Source organism: Streptomyces sp. NPDC001507 (assembly GCF_042894765.1).
In the GTDB taxonomy this organism is placed as follows: Bacteria; Actinomycetota; Actinomycetes; order Streptomycetales; family Streptomycetaceae; genus Streptomyces.
This window is the reverse complement of record NZ_JBIAVV010000009.1, coordinates 44926-66630: the sequence shown is the minus strand read 5'-3', so window position 1 is coordinate 66630 and position 21705 is coordinate 44926. Positions and strand designations below refer to the sequence as shown.

Below are 21705 nucleotides of genomic sequence, written 5' to 3'. Positions count from 1 at the left end.
TCCTGACAATCCGTCCCTTTTCCCACCCTGTTAGGCGGCCCGTCATGAGCCTGAGCATCCGCAACCAGATCCCCGGCACCGTCACCGCCGTCACCCCGGGCGAGGTGATGGCGACCGTGAAGGTCCGGCTCGACGGCGGCCAGGAACTGACCGCCGCGATCACCCTGGAGGCGGTCCGGGAGCTGGGGCTCGCCGAGGGTTCGGCCGTACGCGCGATGGTCAAGTCCACCGAGGTCGCGCTCGCCACCGGCCGGGTGCCGGGCGTGTCCATCCGCAACCAGCTGCCCGGCACCGTCAGCGACGTGGCCACCGGCGGGGCGATGGCCACGGTCAAGGTCACCGTGGACGGAGGCCAGGACCTCACCGCGGCGATCACCAGGGACGCGGTCGGCGATCTCGGCCTGACGGCCGGTGCGCCGGTCGTGGCGCTGATCAAGGCGACCGAGGTGTCCCTCGCGACCGCCTGACCGCGCGCGGCCGGTCAGAACAGCCCGTTGGAGTGCGGGAGTTCGGCCGGGACGGGGGCGATGACGTCCCAGTGCTCGACGATCCTGCCGTCCGCCACCCGGAACAGGTCCCAGTAGGCGACCGGGACGCCGAACTCGCCCTCGGACTGGAGCAGGACCAGGTCGCCCTCGGCGACGACCCGGTGGACCGTCCGGTAGACGAGGTTCCTGCCCTGCTCCGCCCACCGGGCGGCCGCCGCGCCGAAGCCGTCCAGGCCGTCGGCGGCCTCCGGGTTGTGCTGGCGGTAGGTGTCGGTGGAGATGTAGTCGGTCAGGACCGAGTAGTCGGCGCCGACGAGCACCTTCTGCGCGAACTCGGCCACCAGCGCCCGGTTGGCCTCCGTCCGGTCCGGGTCCGACGGCGCGCTCGGGCCGTCCGTCTGGGAGCGGCCCGAGGCGGTGTCCGCGACCACCGGCGTCAGCGCGTCCCAGTGCTCGGCCAGCCGGCCCTGCGCGTCGACCCGGAACAGGTCGAACGCGACCAGGGGTACGGGACCGAAGCCGTGGTACGTGCCGTGCAGCGCCACCAGGTCACCGTCGGCGATCACCCGCGCGCCCTCGTAACGGAAGTCCCCGGGCAGCCCGGCCACCAGAGCGCGCAGCGCCTCCGGCCCGTCCGCCGCCAGGCTGCTGTGCTGACGGTAGTCAGCGGCCACCCAGCGGTCCACCGCGCCCGGGTCGCGGTCCCCGAACAACTCGCCGGCCGCCTTGAGGACGATGTCCTTGCTGCTCATGACCATGTCTCCGATCTGGGAAATCTCGCCGGCACCTGTCCGCCGGCACGCCCCCACTCTCCCGGCGGGCCCGGCTCCGCGCACGGTAGAGTCAGGCGTGACCATGGTCGAAACGGGACAACCTCCGGTGCCGCCCCCGGTGCTCGAACGCGGGTACCGCAACCCCACCCGGCCCGGACTCGGTCTGGAGCTGCTGCCCTTCGCCGACCTGCGCCGCCGGCTGCCGGGCGACGAGTACCGGCGGATCCACCGGCCCGACTTCCACCACCTGACCCTGGTCCGCCGCGGCCACGGCACCGCCATGGTCGACTTCCTCGACCGCCCCTGCCGGCCGGGCACCCTCCTGCACATCCGCCCCGGCCAGGTGCAACGCCTGCCCACGGCGGCCGACGGCACCCCCGCCGGCCTCGACGCCACCCTCGTCCTGTTCACCCCGGACTTCCCGCCCCGGCTCCCGGCGACGGCCCGTGTCACCGACGACCCGTTCGGCCCGGCCGCCTGGCAGCTCCGCCCCGCCGACCAGGACCGCCTCGGCCGCGCGTTCGCCGAACTGGCCGAGGAGTACGGCGCGTACACCGCGGACGGCGCGGACGGCGCGGACTCCGAGATCACCAGGGAGCTGCTCCGCCAGCTCCTCTCCGGCGTGCTCCTGCGCATGGCACGCCTGCCCGGCGGCACCGACGGCCCCGCCTCCCGGACGCCGCCGGCCGCGCAGGAGCCGTACCGCCACTTCCAGCACGAACTGGAGCGTTCCTTCACGACCCTGCGCCAGGCCCACGACTACGCCGCCCGGCTCGGCTACTCCCTCAAGACGCTCAACCGCGCGTGCAGGCGGGCCACCGGTCACACCGCCAAGCAGCTCATCGACGCTCGGGTCACCCTGGAGGCCAAGCGGCTGCTGGCCCACACCGACCTGCCCGTCGCCGCCGTCAGCCACCGGCTCGGCTTCACCGAACCCACCAACTTCGGCAAGTTCTTCACCCGCGAGACCGGCCGCACGCCGGGCGCCTTCCGCACCGGCCAGCGCTAGTCACTTCTCGCCGTGCTGGCGGCGGAGCCTTGCGGCCACCTCGTTGTCCTCCGTCTCCCACCAGGGACGGACCCGGTCGGCGGCGGGGCCGGGGTCGGACGCGGGGGCAGAGCCGGCCGTCGCCGGAACCACGGCGAGCTGCTCGTCCAGCCGGCGGTCGAGGACCGCCGTCTGGACGCGTTCCGCCCGCGCCCACTGGAACAGGAGCGCCAGCAGGAACGGCAGGGCGACCAGCTCGGCGATGCTCAGCATCGCGCCGCCGCCGATCTGCTGGTCGTGCCGGACGTCGGGGGCCCAGGACGGGTGGTGGTGCAGGTACCACGCGCCGGCGATCAGCGTGCCGTGCGTCATCACGACGACCCCGGGGACCGCGTCGATCACGCCGTCCAGGAAGACGAGGGCCGCCCGCACCGGGTGGGTGCACCAGGCCGGCAGGGTCTCCTCGCGGGTCAGCACCGGTACGACGAAGAGGCAGCCCACGACCAGCAGGTGCAGGTACATCAGCTCGTGCAGCCAGCCCACCCGCAGCGCGGTGGCGAAGTACGGGGTGAAGTAGACCGTCAGCTCGGTGGCGAGGACGAGGGCCGTGCTGACCAGGGGGAAGGTCAGGAGGCGGATCACGCGCCCGGTCATCGCGCGGCGGACCCGCGCCGCCGCGCCCTCCGGCAGCGCCTCCGTCGCCAGCCGCAGCGGGTCGCCGAGGGCCAGGCCGAGCGGGGCCAGGAGGTCGAGCAGGATGTTCTGCACGGCCGCGGGCCAGAACAGCACGTGGTCGTAGACGGCCAGGCCCGACATCGTCGCGACGACCAGGGCGCCCAGGCCCAGCACCGCGAAGGCGGCCGACCGGCCAGGCGACCAGGACCCGCCCCCGGCCCGCACGCGCCGCACGCCCCAGCCGTACAGCCCGCCCAGGGCCAAGACCAGCAGCAGCGCCGGCACGTCCGGCTGCCACGACGTCAGCAGCCGGCCCACGGTCAGCTCGGCCATCCGGCTCACCCTCCTTCTTCCTTCGGTCGGGGACGAAACGGGTCAGGTCAGTCCACTGCGCGACGCTATACCTGTCCCGCCCCGCCGCCGCACCGGGGCTCGTGCAGAATCGGCGCGATCACCGGGTGGTGATCGGCACGGTTCTCGGAGGCGGGGGATTCATGTTCGGAAAGCGGCTCATAGTGGGCGGAGCCATCGCGATTCTGATCGGCACGCTCGGCGCATGCGCCGGGGGCGGGAGTGGGAACGGCGAGGGGAACGGGAACGCCACCGGGGCCGTTTCCGGCTCCGTCTCCGGCTCCGGCACTGCCGGCGCCGCGTCCGCCGAGGAGGACACGGTCCACGGGCTGAAGGACACCGTCCGGCACGTCACCGCGAAGACCACCCGGGCCACCCGCCCCCACCTGGTCGAGAAGTGCTCCACCGCCACGCGCAGGGAGCGGCACACCTCCGGCAGCGGCACCGGCAGCAGGCGGAAGACCCGGACCTGGTACACGACCGAGCGGTACCGGTCCTGCACCAGGGTCCGCAGCGGCACCGAGACCTACCGGAAGACCGTGCGCACCGAGAAGTGGTGCGTGGAGCTGGACGACGTGGACGGCGACCGGCGCCGCGACGACGTCTGGTACCAGGTCAGCAGTTCGGTCTACGGCGACGCCGTGGCCGCGGCCGACCACGCCCGGCTGGAGTTCACCGCGACCCGCGAGGGCTGCTGAGCCGCCCGGCACCGGCGCCCCGCCGACCCGCGTCACAGTTCTGTGCCGAGTCACGGTGATCCTTGATCACCCGTGTTCGGCCGTGCCTAAAGTGATCAACGCGGCCCGCGGAGCCCGACCACCTCCGCCGCCGCCACACAGGGGAGACAGGGACCACAGGGGGCTGCACCGACGTGAGGGAACGATTCGCCATGCCTCGGCGCGGGTCGGCACGGCCGCTGGCCGCACTGCTGGCCGCCGTCGGCGTCGTCGCCGGGGTGCTGGTCGGCCAACCGGGGCTGGAGACGGTGACGGGGTGCGGGGGCTCCGGCGACCTGTACCCGTCGCAGACCGCGAAGGACTGGGTGTCGTACGCCGACCACGTCGTGGTCGCCGACCCGACCGGGGAGCGGGAGACGAACCGGCGGACGTACCCGAAGGGGGCCGTGGCGTACGCGACGGACCGGCTGGTGACCTTCCGGACCGAGCGCACGCTGTGGTCGCGCCCCTCGTCCCGGCACGCCCTCGGCGCCACCTTCGACCTGGTCGCCCCCGGCTGGGAGGTCTACCGGTCCTCCGGCACCCGCGTCGCCGAGATGGCCACCGACTCGCCCCGCCTCCAGACCGGCCACACCTACCTGCTCGCCCTGCGCCGGCACCAGGGCGGCTGGGTGGTCCTCGGCGAGGGCGCCGCCGTGCCCTTCGACGACCACACCGGCGACCAGGGCGAGTGGTGCGGACGCGTGCTGAGCAAGGAGGACGTCGCCGCGGGCGAGCGCTTCTCCCGGCACGACGACCACAGCCTGGAGAAGGCGCTGCTGGGACAGGACGAGCAGGCCGCCGAGCGGGCCCTGGACCGCGCGGCCGGGGGCTGAACCCTGCACTCCGGTTCCTCGCACCCGGCCACATCCGGCCACGTTCGGCCGCATCCCCGCTGCGCGGGTGGTACGACAGCCCCGCACCCCGCCCCACCGGGCGCGACCTGACCGAACTCGCCCTGCCCGCCCGCCTTCTGGGCACTGCGGGCGTCCGGCGTCATCCGCCCCGCCCGACCCTCCAGTACACAGGCACCCACATCTCCCCCACCCAAATGGCATGAACAGTTCACCTGTTCTCCATATTCGACGCGTTGGTGCGCAAGGAACCGGCCATTGACTCAACCCGCGCGGCTACCCGTTGGAGCCGCGTAGGGGGCCATTCGTTTCCGTATAGGGGGGGCACAGTGGTGTCCGCGCTCAAGGGTTCCGCAGGGGCGGAATCCGAAAGACCCGTGCCCAGGCAGCTGACGGCCGCCCGGGGGCTCGGGGACCGGATCTTCCGGGTCCAGTTGACGGCCTCCGGCGTCACCGTCCTCGCCATCATGGCTGCCGTAGGGCTGTTCCTGCTGCTCCGGGCCGGGCAGGCGTTGCGAGCCAGAGGGGTCTGGGGCTTCCTCACCACCGCCGAATGGCAGCCGGACGTGCACCGCTTCGGCATCGCGGCCGTGCTCACCGGCACCCTGCTCATCGCCTCCGTGGCCGTCACGATCAGCGTGCCGCTGGCCCTCGGGACCGCCCTGTTCATCTCGGACATCGCACCCCGCCCGCTGCGCCGCACGCTCGTCTCCATGGTCGACCTGATGGCCGCCGTGCCGTCCGTGGTCTACGGCCTGTGGGGCCTGTTCTTCCTCCAGCAGCACGTCATAGGCCTCTCCCGCTGGCTGTCGGACTGGTTCGGCTGGGTCCCCTTCCTGCACGTCGACGGCACCCAGCCGGGCGAACCGCTCGCCTCCCAGAGCGTCTACACCGCCTCCACCTTCGTGGCCGGCATCGTGGTGGCCCTGATGGTCGCGCCGATCCAGTGCTCGGTGATGCGCGAGGTGTTCGCGCAGGCGCCGGCCGGTGAACGGGAGGGCGCCTACGCGCTCGGCGCCACCCGCTGGGGCATGATCCGCTCGGTCGTGCTGCCGTACGGCTTGGGCGGGATCATCGGCGGCACCATGCTGGGCCTGGGCCGCGCCCTCGGCGAGACCATCGCGGTCTACCTGATCATCTCCCCGGTCTTCACCATCCAGCCGCACATCCTGCAGACCGGCTCGAACTCCGTCTCCTCCCTCATCGCCCTGCACTACGGCGATGCCTCCACCTTCGGCATGTCCGCGCTGATGGCGGCGGGCCTGGCGCTGTTCCTGCTCACCCTCGCGGTCAACTTCACCGCTTCCTCGATCGTGGCGCGGTCACGGTCCGGCGCACAGAGCGAGGCCTGACGATGACCGTCGTAGACCTTGAGAAGGGCGCCCCCCAGGACGCCCCGCAGGGCGCTCCCGTGAGCCCTGCCGCGAGGACCTCCCTCGCCGCGGACCCCGTCACGTTCCCCGACGTGCCGCGCCGGATCGGCGGGCTCACCCGCTCCGGTGTGCTGTCGGTGTCCGGCGCCGCCGCCTCCGGGCTGTGCGTCGCCGTCCTGCTCTTCGGGGAACTCGCGCCGTTCTCCGGCGCACTGGGGTTCTTCGTCACCGCATACCTCTCATTCCTCGGTATCTACGCGGTGTTGACAGGGCTTGAGGAGGACGGGCAGGCCGTACGGGACCGGGTGATGACCGTTGTCCTGTGGTCGGCGGGCGGCCTGATGTTCGCCGCGCTCGCCATGGTCGTGGGCTTCACCGCGTGGCGCGGCCGGGAGGCCCTGCCGCACGCCAACTTCTTCACCCAGGACATGCAGGCGGCCGGCCCGCTCGACCCGCTGCCCCACGGCGGCATCGCGCACGCCATGCTCGGCACGCTCATCATGATCACCATCGCACTGGCGATCACGGTCCCGCTGGGCCTGGCCTGCGCCGTGTACCTGAACCAGATACCCGGCCGCTTCTCCCGGTTCGTCCGCACGATCGTCGAGGCGATGACCGCGCTGCCGTCCATCGTGGCCGGTCTGATGGTCTACGCCGTCTGGATCCTCAACCTCGGGATGCAGAAGTCGGGTCTGGCGGCGGGCTTCGCGATCAGCGTGATGATGCTGCCGATCGTGATCCGTGCGGCGGACGTCGTGCTGCGCCTGGTCCCCGGCACCCTCACGGAGGCCTCCGAGGCGCTCGGCGCGCCGCGCTGGCGGACGGTCTGGCACGTGGTCCTGCCCACCGCCCGCTCCGGCCTCGCCACCGCCGTCATCCTCGGCACCGCCCGCGGCATCGGCGAGACCTCCCCCGTCCTGCTCACGGCGGGCTTCACGGCGGCGCTCAACGCCGACCCGACGAACGGCCCGATGGTCTCCCTCCCGCTGGCCGTCTTCAACTTCGTCAAGTCCCCCGAGCCCACGATGATCGCGCGCGGCTTCGGCGCGGCGGCGGTCCTGATGGCTCTCGTCCTGATCCTCTTCATGATCGCCCGCGTGATCGGCGGCCGCGGCCCCGGCCACCAGAACAAGCGTCAGGCGAGGAGGGCGGCGAGGGCGTCCCGCCGGGACACGACGAGGTTCGCCGAACTCCACACGCCGGGTCTGGAGTTGTTCGAGACCGGTGACCGTGACGACTCCGGCGAGAGCAACGGACCCAGGGGCGCGGGGAACGGCGCAACCAGCCCCGACGCACCCGCGGCCGACAACGGCGAGCAGTCCCCCGGGGACAACGCGCCGGCACCCGCCGACGGCGAAGGCCCCCCACAGGGGCCACCCGCACCTGACAACGAAACTCGCACGGGTGGTGCGGGTGGGAACACTGACCCTGCTACAGGAGACGCGCACTGATGTCCAGCCTTGTCATCAACGCCCTGAGACGGCTGGGCATCCTGGCCGCACTCGTAGGCATCCTCGGCACCCTCGCCGGCACCCCGGCCGTCGCCGACAGCTACACCCCCATCGCCGGCGCCGGCTCCACCTGGGCCGAGAACGCCATCGACCAGTGGCGGCGCGACGTCAACAAGAACGGCATGCGCATCAGCTACGCCGGTGGCGGTTCGTCGGACGGCCGTCGCCAGTTCCTCTCCGGCACCGTCGACTTCGCCGTCTCCGACATCCCGTTCCAGACGCACCCCACCGACGGCAGCGCGGCCGAACGCCCCGCGAAGGGTTCGTACGCCTACATGCCGATCGTGGCCGGCGGCACGGTGTTCATGTACCACCTCACGGTCAACGGCAAGAGGGTCACCAACCTCCGCCTCTCCGGCGACGTGGTCACCAAGATCTTCACCGGGGTCGTCAAGACCTGGGACGACCCGGTCATCAAGGCCGACAACCCGGGGTTGCAGCTCCCGCACCGCACCATCGTCCCCGTCGTCCGCTCCGACGGCTCCGGCTCCACCGCCCAGTTCACGATGTGGATGGTGAACCAGCACCGGGCCCTGTGGAACGCCTACTGCGCCAAGGTCGGCCGCGCGGGATCCTGTGGGCAGACATCGTACTACCCCACCGTCTCCGGCATGATCGCCCAGTCCGGTGACCTCGGTGTCGCCGGCTACGTCGCCCAGAACTACGGCGAGGGCGCGATCGGGTACGTCAACTACTCGTACGCGCGCAACGCGCACTACCCGGTCGCCAAGGTCCTGAACCACGCGGGCTACTACACCGAGCCGACCCCGCAGAACGTGGCGGTCTCCCTGCTCAAGGCGCGGATCAACACCGACAAGAACTCGGCGGACTACCTCACCCAGCAGCTCGACGGCGTCTACAACGACTCCGACAAGCGCAACTACCCGCTGTCCAGCTACTCGTACATGATCCTGCCGCTGAAGGTGCAGGGCACCTTCACCGAGGCCAAGGGCAAGACGCTCGGCGCGTTCTCCTACTACTTCATGTGCCAGGGCCAGCAACAGGCGCCGGGCCTCGGCTACTCGCCGCTCCCGATCAACCTCGTCCAGGCCGGCTTCGACCAGATCCGCCGGATCCCGGGCGTGCATGCACAGAACATCAACATCAAGAACTGCAACAACCCGACCTTCACCACCACCGGCCAGAACAGACTCGCGCAGACCGCCCCCTACCCGGCCGCCTGTGACAAGAAGGGTGCGGCCCCCTGCACGACCGGCACCGGCGGCGCAACCACCGGCTCCGGCAACGGCAGCGGCGGTTCCTCCGGCGGATCGACCGGCTCCACCGGCACCGGCACCGCCGGCGGCTCCACCGGCGGCGGCTCCGGCTCGGCCGGCGGCAACAGCGGCCAGCCCTCCGTCGATCCCGACACCGGTCAGACCATCTCCCCCGGCGGCACCACCGGTTCGGCCTCCGGCGGCACCGGCGCGGGCGCCGACGGCACCGTGGCCCTGGCCCAGCCCGTCGCCGTGGCCACCGCACACGGCTGGACCGGCACCCAGACGCTGATGCTGCTGGCCGCGGTCCTGGTCTTCGGCCTGCTCCTGCTGCCCTCGGTGATCTCCCGCCTGGTCGGCAGCAGGGCCGACGGCAACGGAAACAGCAACGGCCGCCCCGAGGACGGGAGTTCGCGATGAGACGCACCCGTGTACGCAACGCGCTGATACGCCTGCTCGCCGGCGCCACGGTCGGTGCCCTCGCCGGGCTCGCGGTCGCCCAGACCGCTCCCACGGCCGCCGCGGCCACCGACTCCGCCGTGACCGTCTCCGGGCGCGGCGAGTTCAAGGACATGAAGTTCACGGTCTCCCAGACCAAGAACCTCACCAGCCAGGCCGTCACGGTCAGCTGGACCGGCGGTACCCCGACCACCTTCGCGGGCACGTCGTTCAACACCGACTTCGTGCAGATCATGCAGTGCTGGGGCGACGACGACGGCACGGTCCCGTCCAACCCGGGCCCGGCGCGTACCCAGTGCCAGTACGGTGCCTCCCCGACCACCGGCCGTTCCACCTGGCCGGGCAACGGCCAGGACGACACCCGGCAGGTCTTCTACAGCGCCGACCCGACCAACTACGGTCAGGACAACCGGTACGGCGCCGCGAACCCGAACGCCGGCGGCGAGGTCCCCTTCAAGTCGGTCGATGGCACCACGATCACCACGAACACCCAGAACAACCAGTTCTACAGCTACAACACCACCAACGAGATCGACTTCGCCCGGACCGGAGCCGACGGCACCGGCAAGGAGTTCTTCGAGGTCCAGACCGCCAACGAGGCACCCCACCTCGGCTGTGGCATCCCCGTCACCACCGACGGCGTGACCAAGCCCCGGTCCTGCTGGCTGGTGATCGTCCCGCAGGGCCGCCTGGACCTGGACGGCAAGCCGTACGCGGACAAGAGCCAGGTCAACGCGGGTTCCCCGGTCTCCTCCACCAACTGGCAGAACCGGATCGCGGTCAAGCTGGACTTCAACAGCGTCGGCGACAACTGCGCCCTCGGCGCCGACGAACGCCCCACCTACGGCAGCGAGCTGGCCGCCGACGCGATGACCAGCTGGCAGACCCGGCTCTGCTCGGTCGGCAAGGTGTTCAGCTACACCGAGTTCGGCGAGCCGGACAGCCGGTCCCGGCTGATCGCGGACGGTTCCTCCGGGCTGGCGTTCACCACCCGGAAACTGGGGGCAGATCCGGCCGCGCCGGCGCCCCCGGGTACGACGACGTACGCGCCGGTCGCACTCTCCGGAGCCGTCATCGGGTTCACCATCGAACGCAGAGCCTCGTCCGACGCGCCGGCGTCCGAGGCGAAACTCGACGGCACCAAGGTCGAGTCCATCAAGCTGAACCCCCGCCTGGTGGCCAAGCTGCTCACCGAGTCGTACCGCAGCTCCACCTGGGGTTCGGTCATCAGCGGCACGGCGGCGAAGGGATACGGCTGGGCTCGGAAGAACCCGTCCGGGCTCGCCACGGACCCGGAATTCCTGGCGCTGAACCCGGAGTTCGCGTACCTGTCGGTCGCCGAGACCCCGGCCACCGACACCGACCTGCTGACCTCGCTCGGCCACTCCGACACCGCCCGCGCGATCTGGCAGTGGATCTACGCCGACAAGGACGCCCGGCAGTTCCTCGCCGGTGTCCCCGACGACGACGGCATGCGGGTCAACCCGTACTACAGCACCAACTCGGATCTGAACCCGCTGCACATCGCCTTCGACCCGTCGAACACCGACGACTACCCGAAGAGCGACCCGTGGTGCACGGTCCCGCCCGGCTCGGACGCACCGGACACCAACAAGCAGTGCATGATCGACTTCCACCCCTATGTGGAGGACATGCACGCCGGCGCCCTGCACGCCCGCCGTACCGACGTGCTGTGGAAGTCCACCTGGGACCCGCTGGCCACCCCTCCCACGTACAAGACCGCCGGCCCGCAGATCGTCGGTTCGCGCTTCGTCATCACCATCACGGACGCCGCCTCGGCCGCCCGCTACGGCCTCCAGACGGCCGAACTGAAGAACTCCGCGGGCAAGTACGTGGCCCCGACCACGGCCGGCCTGACCGCGGCCGCTGCGGCAGCCACCGGCTCCGGCGTCGCCGAGATCACCCCGGCGAACGCCACGGCGAAGGGCGCCTACCCGCTGACCGAGCTGGTCTACGCGGCGGTCCGGCCCGGCAAGGTGAGCAAGGCTGCCCGCCAGGACTACGCGGCCCTGCTGCGGTATGCCGTCGCCACCGGCCAGACGCCGGGCGCCGATCCCGGCAAGCTGCCCGACGGGTACGCCCCGCTCTCCGAGAAGCTGCGTGCCCAGACCGTCAAGGCGGCCGACGCACTGCTCGCCTACACCGGCCCGAGCTCTGCGGGCGACGGCGGCTCGGCCGACGGCGGTGGCACCGACACGAGCGGGGGCGGCGCACCCGGCTCCGCCGGGGGCACCGGCACCGTCGGCGGCACGGACGCCTCCGGCGGCGCCGGTGGCAGCGCGTCGCCGAGTGCGTCGGCGTCGTTCGACGGTGGCAAGTCACTGCAGACCACCGCGGCCGGCAACACACCTGCCGACCCGGCCAATCCTCTGCGTTATGCCGTTCCGGCGGGGGCCGTGCTCGGTGCGGTTGCCGGGGCCGGGGCGCCCTTCGCGGGTGGACGTCGGCTGTCGACGGCTGCCGTGACGGCGGCAGTGCGCCGGCTGCGGGTACGTCGTGGCTGGTCGCGCCCACGCGGCGGCAGCCGCACGTCAGATACAGCCCCGCGCCCCTGAAAGGGCGCCACATCCAGGGGCTTTCGAAAGCCCCACGGAGCCCATGTGCTCCCCACAGACGGCCGCCCGCCCCGAAAGGCAGTCGGGGCGGACGGCCCGTACCACCCTGCCAGATCCCTCAGCAACACCCCAGCTCGCTCTTCTCAGGAGACTCACGATGCGCAATCTGCGCTCTTCGGCGGCGCTCGTCGCCGCTGCCGTGGTGGCCGGCGGCATCGCCCTCGCCAGCCCGGCGGTCGCCGACCCGGACTCCGGTACCTTCCGCCAGCTGGTCGGCGTGGGCTCGGACACCACCCAGGACGTGCTCAACGCCCTGGCCGGCGACACCGTCAACAGCACCAGCTACTCCGCCACCGCCGTGAAGTCGACGAACGGCGCGGGCATCGCGTCGTACGACGCCATCCAGCCCGGCACCGGCGCCACCGGCACGAAGATCACCACCCGCACCGGCGGCACCACCTTCCTGCGCCCGAACGGTTCCGGCGCCGGCCGCACCGCCCTGAGCGAGTCGCTCACCGGTGACCTGGACGCCTCCGGCGCCTCGGTCAAGGGCCAGGTCGACTTCGCCCGCTCCTCCGGCGGTCCGTCCGCCTCCGGCTCCGCGCTCACCTACATCCCGATGGCGCGTGACGCGGTCGGCGTCGCGGTCAAGGGTTCGGGCCTGGACACCCTGACCGTGCAGCAGCTGCACGACATCTACATCGGCCACCTGACCGTGGTGAACGGGCAGACCGTGCACCCGAAGATCCCGCAGGGCGGCTCCGGCACCCGCAAGTTCTTCCTGAACGCGATCGGCGTGGCCGACAGCGACGTCCCCGCGAGCATCGGCGTCGTCCAGGAGAACCAGGCCAACGCGGCCCTCACCGAGGACGGCGCGCTCGTCCCGTTCTCCGTCGGTTCCTGGATCGCCCAGAACAACGGCGTCTCTCCCGACTACAGCAAGACGGCGGCCGCGGCCGGCGGCCACCTGGCCTCCGTGCAGCTGCCCGGCGACGACGGCGCCACCAGCCCGGTCACCACGGTGAACGGCAAGCTGGCCCCGGTCAACGCCTACTACGAGAACGCGACGTTCGGCCGTGACGTCTACAACGTCGTGCCGAGCCGGGCGATCGACCCGACCAGCATCTTCTACGACAAGGACCTGTACGACGTCTTCGTCACCAGCGGCAGCCACACGGCGCAGCTGGCGTCGGACGCCGCCGAGTCGGTCATCGCCAAGTTCGGCTTCGTCAACGAGTCCTACAACGGCTCCATCTCCGTCGCCAAGCACGCCAAGCTCGGCGGCCTGGAGGAGTCCAGCACCTTCGACCACTCGGTGCCGAACGCGCCCGCCCTGAAGTCCACGGTCGGCGACGCGAGCCTCAACCTCAGCTGGACCCCGAGCAGCACCGTCCCGGCCATGCCGGTGACCGACTACCGGATCACGCTGACCGACGCGGACGGCGGCGTCGTCGCCACGAAGGACGTCGCGACCACCACCACGTCGGCCTCCTTCACCGGCCTGGCCACCGGCACCTACACCGCCACGGTCACCGCCAACAACGTAAACGGCACCGGCGCGGCCGCCACCTGGACCGGCGCGGTCAAGTACACCAGCAAGACCGTGGCCACCACCGCCACCACCGCCTACGGCAAGGTCCCCAAGGTCGCCGTCACCGTCACCGGCTCGCACAGCGTGAAGCCGACCGGCAAGGTCACCGTCAAGGACGGCACCACCGTCGTCGGCACCGGCACCCTCGACGCGTCCGGCAAGGTCACCATCGGCCTGTCGAACCACCTCAAGGTCGCCACGCACTCCCTGTCGGTCTCCTACGCGGGCAGCTCCAGCCTGAACGCGTCCTCGACGACCGTCTCCCTGAAGATCACCAAGGCCACGGCGTCGGTCTCCACCTCCGCCCCGACCTCGGTGAGCCACACCGCCAAGGCCAAGGTCACCGTCAAGGTCACCGCGTCCGGCACCACCCCGACCGGCACCGTCCGCATCTACCAGGGCACCAAGGTCATCGCGACCGGCACCCTGAGCGGCGGCAAGGTCACCATCACCCTGCCGAAGCTGGCCAAGGGCAAGCACACCCTGCACGCCTTCTACGTCGGTTCCTCGACCGTGAACTCGAAGGCCGGCGCCAACTTCACCATCACCAGCAAGTGACCCTCTGACGGGCCCGCCGGGAGCCTCGTTCGGCTCCCGGCGGCCCCTCACCGAATTCCCCGAAGGAGGCGGGCCGCCATGACCGTCGCCGTACCGACACCGAAAACCCTGGCTCCGGCCGTGCCCCGCAGGCCCGTCCGCAGCCTCACCTTCGTCCGCCACCTCTCGCGCGGCGGACTGCTCAGCCTCGCCGCCCTGCTGCTCGGCATCACCGTCCAGCTGCTGGTGCTCAGCGGCGCCCAGGAGAACTCGGCCCAGCACGCCGACTTCGACCAGCTGCGCGAGCAACTCGCCCTCGGCACCGCCCCGGTGGCGCAGACCGGGCAGGACGGCAAGCTGCTGGCGCCCGGCACGCCGGTCGCGCTCGTCGAGATACCGAAGCTGGGCCTGAGCCAGGTCGTCCTGGAGGGCACCGACTCCTCCGTGACGACGGACGGCCCCGGTCACCGCCGGGACACCCCGATGCCCGGCCAGGCCGGCACCAGCGTGCTGATGGGCCGGGCGGCCGCCTACGGCGGCCCGTTCGGCACGCTCTCCCGGCTCGCCACCGGTGACACGTTCTCCGTCACCACCGGCCAGGGCAAGGCGAAGTTCCAGGTCATCGACGTACGGCGGGCCGGCGACCCGGCGCCGACGGCGCTGGCCGCGGGCAAGAGCCGGATCGTCCTCATCACCGCCACCGGCCCGAAGTACATGCCCTCCGGGATCCTGCGCGTCGACGCCGACCTGGTCTCCACGCCGTTCCAGACCCCGTCGGCGGTGATCCGGGCCGGCACCCTGCCGAGCTCCGAGGAACCGCTGGCCCGCCCCTCCGGGGTGCCGTGGCCGCTGGTGATGTGGCTGCAGGCGCTGCTCCTCACCGCCGTGGCCGCCGTCTGGACCTGGCACCGCTGGGGCCGCCACCAGACGTGGATCGTCTTCGCCCCGGTCGTCGCGGTGCTCGGCCTCCAGGTCGCGACGCGGACCACCGAACTGCTGCCGAACCTGCTGTGACCGAGGTGAGTGAAGTGACTGAGACAACCGACACGACCGAAACGACCGACACCGCCGTGACTGCTGTTATCGCCGAGACCGCCGAGATGACCGACACCGCCGTACTCCCCACCGCCACCACCACCGCCGTGGTGGAAGGCCCCGCGCCCGCCACGCTCGAAGCCCGTGCGGTCTCCGCCTGGTTCGGCTCGCACCAGGTGCTCAGCCAGGTGTCGCTGACCATGCCCGCGGGCGAGGTGACCGCGCTGATCGGCCCGTCCGGCTGCGGCAAGTCGACGTTCCTGCGCACCCTCAACCGGATGCACGAGCTGATCCCGTCGGCGCAGTTCGGCGGCGAGGTGCTCTTCGAGGGCGAGGACATCTACGACCCGTCCTGGCGGCTAACCGACGCCCGCCGCAGGATCGGCATGGTCTTCCAGAAGCCGAACCCGTTCCCGGCGATGTCGATCTACGACAACGTCGTGGCGGGCCTGAAGCTGACCGGCACCAAGGTGACCCGCCGGGAGAAGGACGTCCTGGTCGAGGAGTCCCTGACCCGCGCCGGCCTGTGGAAGGAGGTCCGTGACCGGCTCCGCCAGCCCGGCGGCGCCCTCTCCGGCGGCCAGCAGCAGCGCCTGTGCATCGCGCGGGCCCTCGCGGTCCGGCCCAGGGTCCTCCTCATGGACGAGCCGTGTTCCGCCCTGGACCCCACCTCCACCCGCCGCGTCGAGGAGACCATCCAGGACCTGGCCGGGCAGGTGACGATCGTCATCGTCACCCACAACATGCAGCAGGCGGCCCGCGTCTCCCAGCAGTGCGCGTTCTTCCTGGCGGAGCAGGGCACCCCGGGCGGCATCGTCGAGCACGGCGACACCGAGGCCGTCTTCAACTCCCCGCAGGACCAGCGCACGGCCGACTACGTGGCCGGCCGGTTCGGCTGAGCCCGCCGTCGGGGCTCAGCAGTACGGCGGCTGGTTGGTGAGCGAGGAAGCGACCCGCATCCAGACGCCGAACTGCCGGTAGAGGGCGGGCAGCGGACCGCGGGCCTGCACGGTACGGCTGTCCAGGGCCGTCACCCCGGGGATGCCGAGGAGGACGGCGGGGACGGAGGCGGACTGCCAGCGCACGGCGAGGACCGACTCGCTCTCGGGGCCGGCGGGCCGCTTCGGCACGGGCGTCAGGGCCGCGAGCACCCCCTCCTCGATCGCCCGGCGGGCTTCCTCCGCCGGGCGCAGCTCCGCGGCGAACCGGTCCCGGGCGTACTTCACGGGCACCACGACCACCGATTCCTCCTAGGCCGTCATCTCGGCGCACGCCGCGTCGTCACCCGTGAGGGCCACGACCGGAACGCCGAGGGCCGCGGCGGTGGCGTGCGCGAGCCCGATCTCCCCGGCGGGCCTCCCGTCCAGCCAGATGTCCTCGATCTCGTGACCCATGAAGCTGTGACTCAGCACACCGAGGGCACCGGCCCGGGAGTGGTAACCGACACATACCGCCGCGTCGTGCTCCGCCGTGAGCCCCTCCAGCATCAGCATCTTCTTCGGCTTGCCGCGCACCAGGCGGGCCGCGGGGTGCAGGTGCTCGGGGAGCAGGTTGCGCATCGGCCCGTGGGCGTCGTTGACCAGCACCTCGGTCGCCCCGGCGGCCACCGCCCCGCGGATCGCCGCGTTCACGTCCTCGGCCATCATCGACCGGCCCCGCTCGTAGTCCCGCCCGCCCGGCTGCACATCGTCCCGGTCGACCAGCCCGGTGATGCCTTCCATGTCCACGCTGATGTAGATACGCACGTCCTGAGGCTATCCGGACCCTACGTATTGTAGGTTCCCCATCGGCCACTGCGGCTCGTCAGCTCACGGGGGTACCTCATGCAGGGCACGGACACACAGGAGGCACGGCGCAGCCTCGCCCCCACGGTGGCGGTGCTGGTGGCGAGCCTGCTGGTCGCGGCCGTCGGCGTGTACGAGCTGTCCGGCTTCGGCCTGCAGGCTCTCGACCGGCGCCCGCACCTGTTCAGCGACGGGCTGGCGACCGGCGGGGTGATCGTCGCGGCGGTGCTGGCGGGGGCGGCGCTCGGCAACCTGGCGTGGATGCTGGCGGCCCGGCGGCGGGCAGAGCGGGAACGGGCGCAGGCTCCCGCACGTCCGTAAGAGCAGGAGACCCTTTCACACCGTATTCCGTACGACGGTGGACCGCTCCCGCGTCTCCCACAGCTACCCTACAGACTGTAGGGTCAGCCCTCCGTCAACCCGCTCCCCGTCCCCAAGGTGACCGGTCCCCATGCCCGCACAGCTGTCGACCCTGATCCCGTCCGGCGTCTCCGCCGCCCTGCGCGCCCCCACGGGCGCCTCGGGCGGTGCCCTGCGCAGGCGGGCCGCCGACTTCACCGTCTGGTACCTGCGCGTGATCGCCGTACTGAACATAGTGGCGGTGATGTCGCTCCCCTTCCGCCAGGAGGTCGACGAGCACAACAACGGCCGCATCACCCTGCACCTGCACCGGCAGCACGCGCACCACTCCGGCCAGTTCTTCACTCCGTACCTGGCCACGGCGGGCCTGGTCTCGGCCGCCCTCGCCATCTTCTTCGTGCTGGTGATGCGCCGCCGCAAGCGCGCGGCCTGGGTGGTCAACCTGCTGCTGTCCGCCCCGCTCTTCGTCCTCTACGTCCTCGCCCTCACCCAGCACGAGTACCGCGCCCACTTCTTCAACTGGGTCTCGGCGGCCGTCACCGGGCTCTTCGTGGCCGCGCTGCTGCTCAGCCGCCGGGAGTTCAACGCGGTGGGTGACCCGTCGAACCCGAAGACGGCGCTGGCGGTGGGCGCCGGCGGGGTCCTGGTGACCGGCGGCCTGGGCACGCTCCTCGTCCACGCCACGAACAAGCTCCCCGGCGCCACCCTCCCCGACGAGATCGCCTACACCCTCCTGAGGGGCGTCAGCGTCGGCCCGCTCGCCGACCACGTCACCGCGGTCCACGCGCCCCGCTGGGCCGACATCATCATCAACATCCTTCTCGCGGCCGCGTTCTGCCTGGTCCTCTACGCGGGCTTCCGCTCCCCGCGCGGCCGCCGCCTGCTCAGCACGGAGGACGAGACGAAGCTGAGGTGCCTGCTGGACAAGCACGGCGCCCGCGACTCCCTCGGCTACTTCGCCCTGCGCCGCGACAAGATGGCGATCTTCTCCCCCACCGGCAAGTCGGCGGTCACCTACCGCGTCGTCGGCGGCGTCAGCCTCGCCTCCGGCGACCCGATCGGGGACCCGGAGGCCTGGCCGGGCGCGATCGACGCGTGGCTGACGGAGGCGCGGCAGCACGCCTGGACGCCGGCCGTCATGGGCGCCAGCGAGGAGGCGGGCACCGTCTACGCCCGGCACGGCCTGGACGCCCTCGAACTCGGTGACGAGGCCATCGTCGACATCGCCGACTTCACCCTGGAGGGCCGTGCGATGCGCGTCGTCCGCCAGGCCCACAACCGGGTCCGCCGCGCCGGTTACACGGTCCGCATCCGCCGCCACGAGGACATCCCGGCCGACGAGATGGCGACCCTGATCGAACGGGCCGACAGCTGGCGCGACGGCGCCACGGAACGCGGCTTCTCCATGGCCCTCGGCCGCCTCGGCGACCCGGCGGACGGCCGCTGCGTGATGCTGGAGTGCCGGGACGCGGACGACACCCCCCGCGCCCTCCTCAGCTTCGTCCCCTGGGGCGAGCAGGGCCTCTCCCTGGACCTGATGCGCCGCGACCGCAACTCCGAGAACGGCCTGATGGAGTTCATGGTCGTCGAGCTCCTCCTCCGCGCCGCCGAGCTGAAGGTCGAACGGGTCTCCCTCAACTTCGCGATGTTCCGCTCGGTCTTCGAACGCGGCTCCCGCCTCGGCGCGGGCCCGGTCCTGCGCCTGTGGCACGCGACCCTGACCTTCTTCTCCCGCTGGTGGCAGATCGAGTCCCTGTACCGCGCGAACGCCAAGTACCGCCCGGTGTGGGAACCCCGCTACATCCTCTTCACGAAGACCAGCGACCTCCCCCGCATCGGCCTGGCGAGCGCCCGCGCTGAGGGGTTCCTCACGGTTCCCTGGGGGTCGTGACGAGCCTGGCGCCCCCGGGGAACCAGGGCCCCGCCGTTGGCCATCGCATCAGTCACCCAGGAACCACAGGTAAAGATGCGACCCGCGCTCCACCTGATGACAGAGGCTTTCGATCTCCGCTGCCGTGTCCTGGCCCAAGAGTTCGCGCACGAACTGATCGGCAAGCTCCTGCCGAAGCCTCACCGTCTGTCGCGAATTGAACATGGTGTCGAATTGGCATGGACACCGACGGGTCCCTGCCGGGCGGCTCAGCCGCGAGGCAGACCGCCCGTGATCCCCCCGCCCACCGTGAAGCCGATCACCGCGCCGCCGCCCTCCCGGCGGAGGGCGAAGGGGGCGCCGCCGTGGGCCAGGGCGACCTCGCGGACGATGGAGAGGCCGAGGCCGGAGCCGGGCAGGGAGCGGGCGTCGGCGGCGCGGTAGAAGCGGTCGAAGATGCGGATCAGGTCGCCCTCCGCGATACCGGGTCCGCGGTCCAGCACCTCGACGCGGACCGTGCCCGGCCGGCCGGGGCCGGTCACGCTGATCTCGATGGGGGCCTTGCCGTCACGGTCGAACTTGGCCGCGTTCTCGACGAGGTTGGAGACGGCCCGCTGGAGCATCCCCGGCCGGCCGTAGGTCGTGGTGTCGCCGGCCGCGCGCAGGACGACCTCGCGTCCGGTGCGGCGCCGCGCCAGCCCCGCCACGTCCTCCGCGATGTCGGCCAGGTCCACGTGCTGCGGGGGCTCGGTGTCGGACTGCCCGGCGGCGAGGTCGACCAGCTCGTTGACCAGGTCGGTCAGCTCGCGCGCCTCCTGGCCGAGGTCGGCGACGAGCTCGTCGCGGGTGGCGGGCGGGAGTTCGTCGATCCGGCGGAGCAGGGAGATGTTCGTACGGAGCGAGGTCAGCGGCGTGCGGAGCTCGTGGCCCGCGTCCTGGACCAGGCGCCGCTGGTCCTCCTCCGACTGGGCGAGGCGGCCCAGCATCCGGTCGAAGGCGCGGCCCAGCCGGCCCACCTCGTCCAGTCCCGTCACCGGCACCTGGATGCCGAGCTGCCGGGTGCGGGCCACGTTCTCCGCGGCCGCGGTGAGGATCACCAGCCGTCGGGTGATCCGCCGGGCCAGCCACCAGCCGAGCAGCCCGGCGGCCACCACCACGGCCGCCATCAGCAGCAGCGTCCGCTGCTGGAGCGCGTTGAGCAGGTCCTCGGTGTCGCTGAACTCCTGCGCCACCTGGACCGCGCCCCGCCCGCCGCCGAGCGCAACCGTGGCGATCCGGAACAGGTCCTCGCCGGCCTGGACGTCCTTGTGCTGGACCGTCTTCCCCGCCTCCGCGGCGGTGGCGGCCGCCCGGTCCGCGGCGGTGACGGGCAGCACCGGGCTGCCGCGGTCGACGATCTCGCCCCGCGCGCCGAGCACCTGGACGTCGGTGCGCGCGGGCCGGACCAGGTCATGGCCGGGCTGGGAGGAGGAGAAGTCCTCCGGCACCATCCTGTGCTGCTTGACCTCGTCCTGGACGTCGGAGACGACCTGCGTGAACACCGACTGCTGGTCGACGCGGACCAGCCGGGCGGCGGCGTTGTACGACAGGATGCCGACGACGACCGTGACGACGGCCGTGACCGCCGCGAAGGAGACGACGAACGTGGTCCGCAGGGAGACGAGGCCCGGCCGGCGCCGGGCCAGCACCCGCGTGAGCCGCTCCAGCCGCTGGAGAGGGCCCACTCAGTCCTCCCGCAGCACGTATCCCACGCCCCGGACCGTGTGGATCAGCTGCGGGGCGCCCGGCTCGTCGAGCTTGCGGCGCAGGTAGCCGACGTAGACGGCGAGGTTCTTGGAACCGGGGCCGAAGTCGTAGCCCCAGATGCGGTCGTAGATCGTGGAGTGGTCGAGGACGATGCCCGCGTTGCGCGCGAGCAGCTCGAGGAGTTCGAACTCGGTGCGGGTCAGCTCCAGCTCGCGCCTGCCGCGCCAGGCCCGGCGGGCCTGGAGGTCCATCCGCAGGCCGGCCGCCTCGACCTGCCGGTCGGAGACCTGGGGCTCCCGGCCGGGCTCGGCCGCGATACCGCCACCACCACCGCTGCTGCCGCCGCCGGTGGTCACGGGCGAGGTCCGGCGCAGCAGCGCCCGCAACCGGGCGAAGACCTCTTCGACGTCGAAGGGCTTGACGACGTAGTCGTCGGCGCCGGCGTCCAGTCCCGCGATCCGGTCGGCGGTCTCCACCAGCGCGGTCAGCATGAGGATCGGCGTACGGTCCCCCTCCGCCCGCAGCACGCGGCAGACCTGGAGGCCGTCGATGCCGGGCATCATCACGTCCAGGACGAGGACGTCGGGGTTGGTGCGGTGGGCGTGTGCCAGGGCCTCCACACCGTCCGCGACCGCCGTCACCTCATAACCCTCCAGGGTGAGGGCCCGCTCCAGGGCGTGGCGGATGGCGCGGTCGTCTTCGGCGAGCAGCACAGTCTGGGGCACCTCCCCAGTCTGCCAAGGCCTCCGGCGGTTCTGCCGTGGTGAGCGGGCCTACGATCACCCTTTTTACCTGCCTCTC

Annotated in this window: 17 protein-coding genes and 1 pseudogene; 13 read left to right on the top strand and 5 right to left on the bottom strand. The window is 71.8% G+C overall.

The window, feature by feature from the left end; all coding sequences use genetic code 11:
* The first annotated feature begins 44 nt into the window (after positions 1-44).
* A complete protein-coding gene (locus tag ACFY0K_RS27735) occupies positions 45-467 on the top strand; it encodes a molybdopterin-binding protein (RefSeq protein WP_382728316.1) in 423 nt (140 codons plus the stop codon).
* Between the two features lie 14 nt (positions 468-481).
* On the opposite strand, the gene ACFY0K_RS27730 is transcribed toward ACFY0K_RS27735, so the two are convergent.
* The gene (locus ACFY0K_RS27730) at positions 482-1240 is read right to left on the bottom strand and encodes a nuclear transport factor 2 family protein (protein WP_390642131.1); all 759 of its coding nucleotides are present in this window, start codon (positions 1238-1240) and stop codon (positions 482-484) included.
* Positions 1241-1343: 103 nt separating this feature from the next.
* On the opposite strand from ACFY0K_RS27730, the gene ACFY0K_RS27725 reads away from it, so the two are divergent.
* Positions 1344-2270, top strand: coding sequence for an AraC family transcriptional regulator (locus tag ACFY0K_RS27725; protein WP_390642404.1), 927 nt, complete (start codon positions 1344-1346; stop codon positions 2268-2270).
* Here ACFY0K_RS27725 and ACFY0K_RS27720 read toward each other — a convergent pair whose 3' ends face one another.
* A complete protein-coding gene (locus ACFY0K_RS27720) occupies positions 2271-3257 on the bottom strand; it encodes a cytochrome c oxidase assembly protein (protein WP_390642130.1) in 987 nt (328 codons plus the stop codon). It lies immediately after the preceding gene.
* A 161-nt stretch (positions 3258-3418) separates the two neighbouring features.
* On the opposite strand from ACFY0K_RS27720, the gene ACFY0K_RS27715 reads away from it, so the two are divergent.
* The 9 genes from ACFY0K_RS27715 (at position 3419) to pstB (ending at position 16043) form a co-directional block, all read left to right on the top strand.
* Entirely contained in the window at positions 3419-3973 is a 555-nt protein-coding gene (locus tag ACFY0K_RS27715) for a hypothetical protein (RefSeq protein WP_390642129.1), read from the top strand.
* Between the two features lie 191 nt (positions 3974-4164).
* Positions 4165-4827, top strand: a complete 663-nt coding sequence (locus tag ACFY0K_RS27710; RefSeq protein ID WP_390642128.1) for a hypothetical protein — start codon at positions 4165-4167, stop codon at positions 4825-4827.
* Between the two features lie 395 nt (positions 4828-5222).
* On the top strand, positions 5223-6197 hold the full coding sequence (gene pstC / locus ACFY0K_RS27705; RefSeq protein ID WP_390642127.1) for a phosphate ABC transporter permease subunit PstC: 975 nt from the start codon (positions 5223-5225) through the stop codon (positions 6195-6197).
* 2 nt (positions 6198-6199) lie between these two features.
* Positions 6200-7669 carry a phosphate ABC transporter permease PstA gene (gene pstA / locus ACFY0K_RS27700; protein ID WP_390642126.1) on the top strand — a complete coding sequence of 490 codons (1470 nt, stop codon included), beginning with the start codon at positions 6200-6202 and terminating at the stop codon, positions 7667-7669.
* Positions 7669-9366, top strand: a complete 1698-nt coding sequence (gene pstS, locus ACFY0K_RS27695; protein ID WP_390642125.1) for a phosphate ABC transporter substrate-binding protein PstS — start codon at positions 7669-7671, stop codon at positions 9364-9366. Before pstA ends, pstS begins: the two co-directional genes overlap by 1 nt.
* Positions 9363-11981 (top strand): hypothetical protein, encoded by a 2619-nt coding sequence (locus ACFY0K_RS27690; protein WP_390642124.1) that lies wholly within the window; start codon positions 9363-9365, stop codon positions 11979-11981. The genes pstS and ACFY0K_RS27690 overlap by 4 nt, the downstream gene beginning before the upstream one ends.
* A gap of 157 nt (positions 11982-12138) precedes the next feature.
* Positions 12139-14130, top strand: a complete 1992-nt coding sequence (locus ACFY0K_RS27685; RefSeq protein WP_390642123.1) for an Ig-like domain repeat protein — start codon at positions 12139-12141, stop codon at positions 14128-14130.
* A 78-nt stretch (positions 14131-14208) separates the two neighbouring features.
* The gene (locus tag ACFY0K_RS27680; RefSeq protein WP_390642122.1) at positions 14209-15123 is read left to right on the top strand and encodes a sortase; all 915 of its coding nucleotides are present in this window, start codon (positions 14209-14211) and stop codon (positions 15121-15123) included.
* A gap of 86 nt (positions 15124-15209) precedes the next feature.
* Positions 15210-16043, top strand: a complete 834-nt coding sequence (gene pstB, locus ACFY0K_RS27675) for a phosphate ABC transporter ATP-binding protein PstB (RefSeq protein WP_390642403.1) — start codon at positions 15210-15212, stop codon at positions 16041-16043.
* A gap of 15 nt (positions 16044-16058) precedes the next feature.
* Here pstB and ACFY0K_RS27670 read toward each other — a convergent pair.
* Positions 16059-16889: pseudogene (locus ACFY0K_RS27670) on the bottom strand (M55 family metallopeptidase).
* Positions 16890-16967: 78 nt separating this feature from the next.
* Here ACFY0K_RS27670 and ACFY0K_RS27665 point away from each other — a divergent pair.
* Entirely contained in the window at positions 16968-17249 is a 282-nt protein-coding gene (locus ACFY0K_RS27665; RefSeq protein WP_390642121.1) for a hypothetical protein, read from the top strand.
* A 130-nt stretch (positions 17250-17379) separates the two neighbouring features.
* Entirely contained in the window at positions 17380-19179 is a 1800-nt protein-coding gene (locus ACFY0K_RS27660) for a phosphatidylglycerol lysyltransferase domain-containing protein (protein WP_390642120.1), read from the top strand.
* Positions 19180-19427: 248 nt separating this feature from the next.
* Here ACFY0K_RS27660 and ACFY0K_RS27655 read toward each other — a convergent pair whose 3' ends face one another.
* Together ACFY0K_RS27655 and ACFY0K_RS27650 are read right to left on the bottom strand one after the other, a co-directional pair.
* Positions 19428-20882: an ATP-binding protein gene (locus ACFY0K_RS27655; protein WP_390642119.1), complete on the bottom strand. Its 1455-nt coding sequence runs from the start codon at positions 20880-20882 to the stop codon at positions 19428-19430.
* Positions 20883-21629, bottom strand: coding sequence for a response regulator transcription factor (locus tag ACFY0K_RS27650; protein WP_390642118.1), 747 nt, complete (start codon positions 21627-21629; stop codon positions 20883-20885).
* Between the last annotated feature and the right edge of the window lie 76 nt (positions 21630-21705).

Coding starts and splice junctions, on each gene's coding strand:
- ACFY0K_RS27730 (WP_390642131.1), bottom strand. CDS start 1,240: ATGAGCAGCAAGGACATCGTCCTCAAGGCGGCCGGCGAGTTGTTCGGG.
- ACFY0K_RS27720 (WP_390642130.1), bottom strand. CDS start 3,257: ATGGCCGAGCTGACCGTGGGCCGGCTGCTGACGTCGTGGCAGCCGGAC.
- ACFY0K_RS27660 (WP_390642120.1), top strand. CDS start 17,380: ATGCCCGCACAGCTGTCGACCCTGATCCCGTCCGGCGTCTCCGCCGCC.
- ACFY0K_RS27715 (WP_390642129.1), top strand. CDS start 3,419: ATGTTCGGAAAGCGGCTCATAGTGGGCGGAGCCATCGCGATTCTGATC.
- ACFY0K_RS27665 (WP_390642121.1), top strand. CDS start 16,968: ATGCAGGGCACGGACACACAGGAGGCACGGCGCAGCCTCGCCCCCACG.
- ACFY0K_RS27690 (WP_390642124.1), top strand. CDS start 9,363: ATGAGACGCACCCGTGTACGCAACGCGCTGATACGCCTGCTCGCCGGC.
- pstB (WP_390642403.1), top strand. CDS start 15,210: ATGACCGACACCGCCGTACTCCCCACCGCCACCACCACCGCCGTGGTG.
- ACFY0K_RS27710 (WP_390642128.1), top strand. CDS start 4,165: ATGCCTCGGCGCGGGTCGGCACGGCCGCTGGCCGCACTGCTGGCCGCC.
- ACFY0K_RS27735 (WP_382728316.1), top strand. CDS start 45: ATGAGCCTGAGCATCCGCAACCAGATCCCCGGCACCGTCACCGCCGTC.
- ACFY0K_RS27725 (WP_390642404.1), top strand. CDS start 1,344: ATGGTCGAAACGGGACAACCTCCGGTGCCGCCCCCGGTGCTCGAACGC.
- pstS (WP_390642125.1), top strand. CDS start 7,669: ATGTCCAGCCTTGTCATCAACGCCCTGAGACGGCTGGGCATCCTGGCC.
- pstA (WP_390642126.1), top strand. CDS start 6,200: ATGACCGTCGTAGACCTTGAGAAGGGCGCCCCCCAGGACGCCCCGCAG.
- ACFY0K_RS27680 (WP_390642122.1), top strand. CDS start 14,209: ATGACCGTCGCCGTACCGACACCGAAAACCCTGGCTCCGGCCGTGCCC.
- ACFY0K_RS27685 (WP_390642123.1), top strand. CDS start 12,139: ATGCGCAATCTGCGCTCTTCGGCGGCGCTCGTCGCCGCTGCCGTGGTG.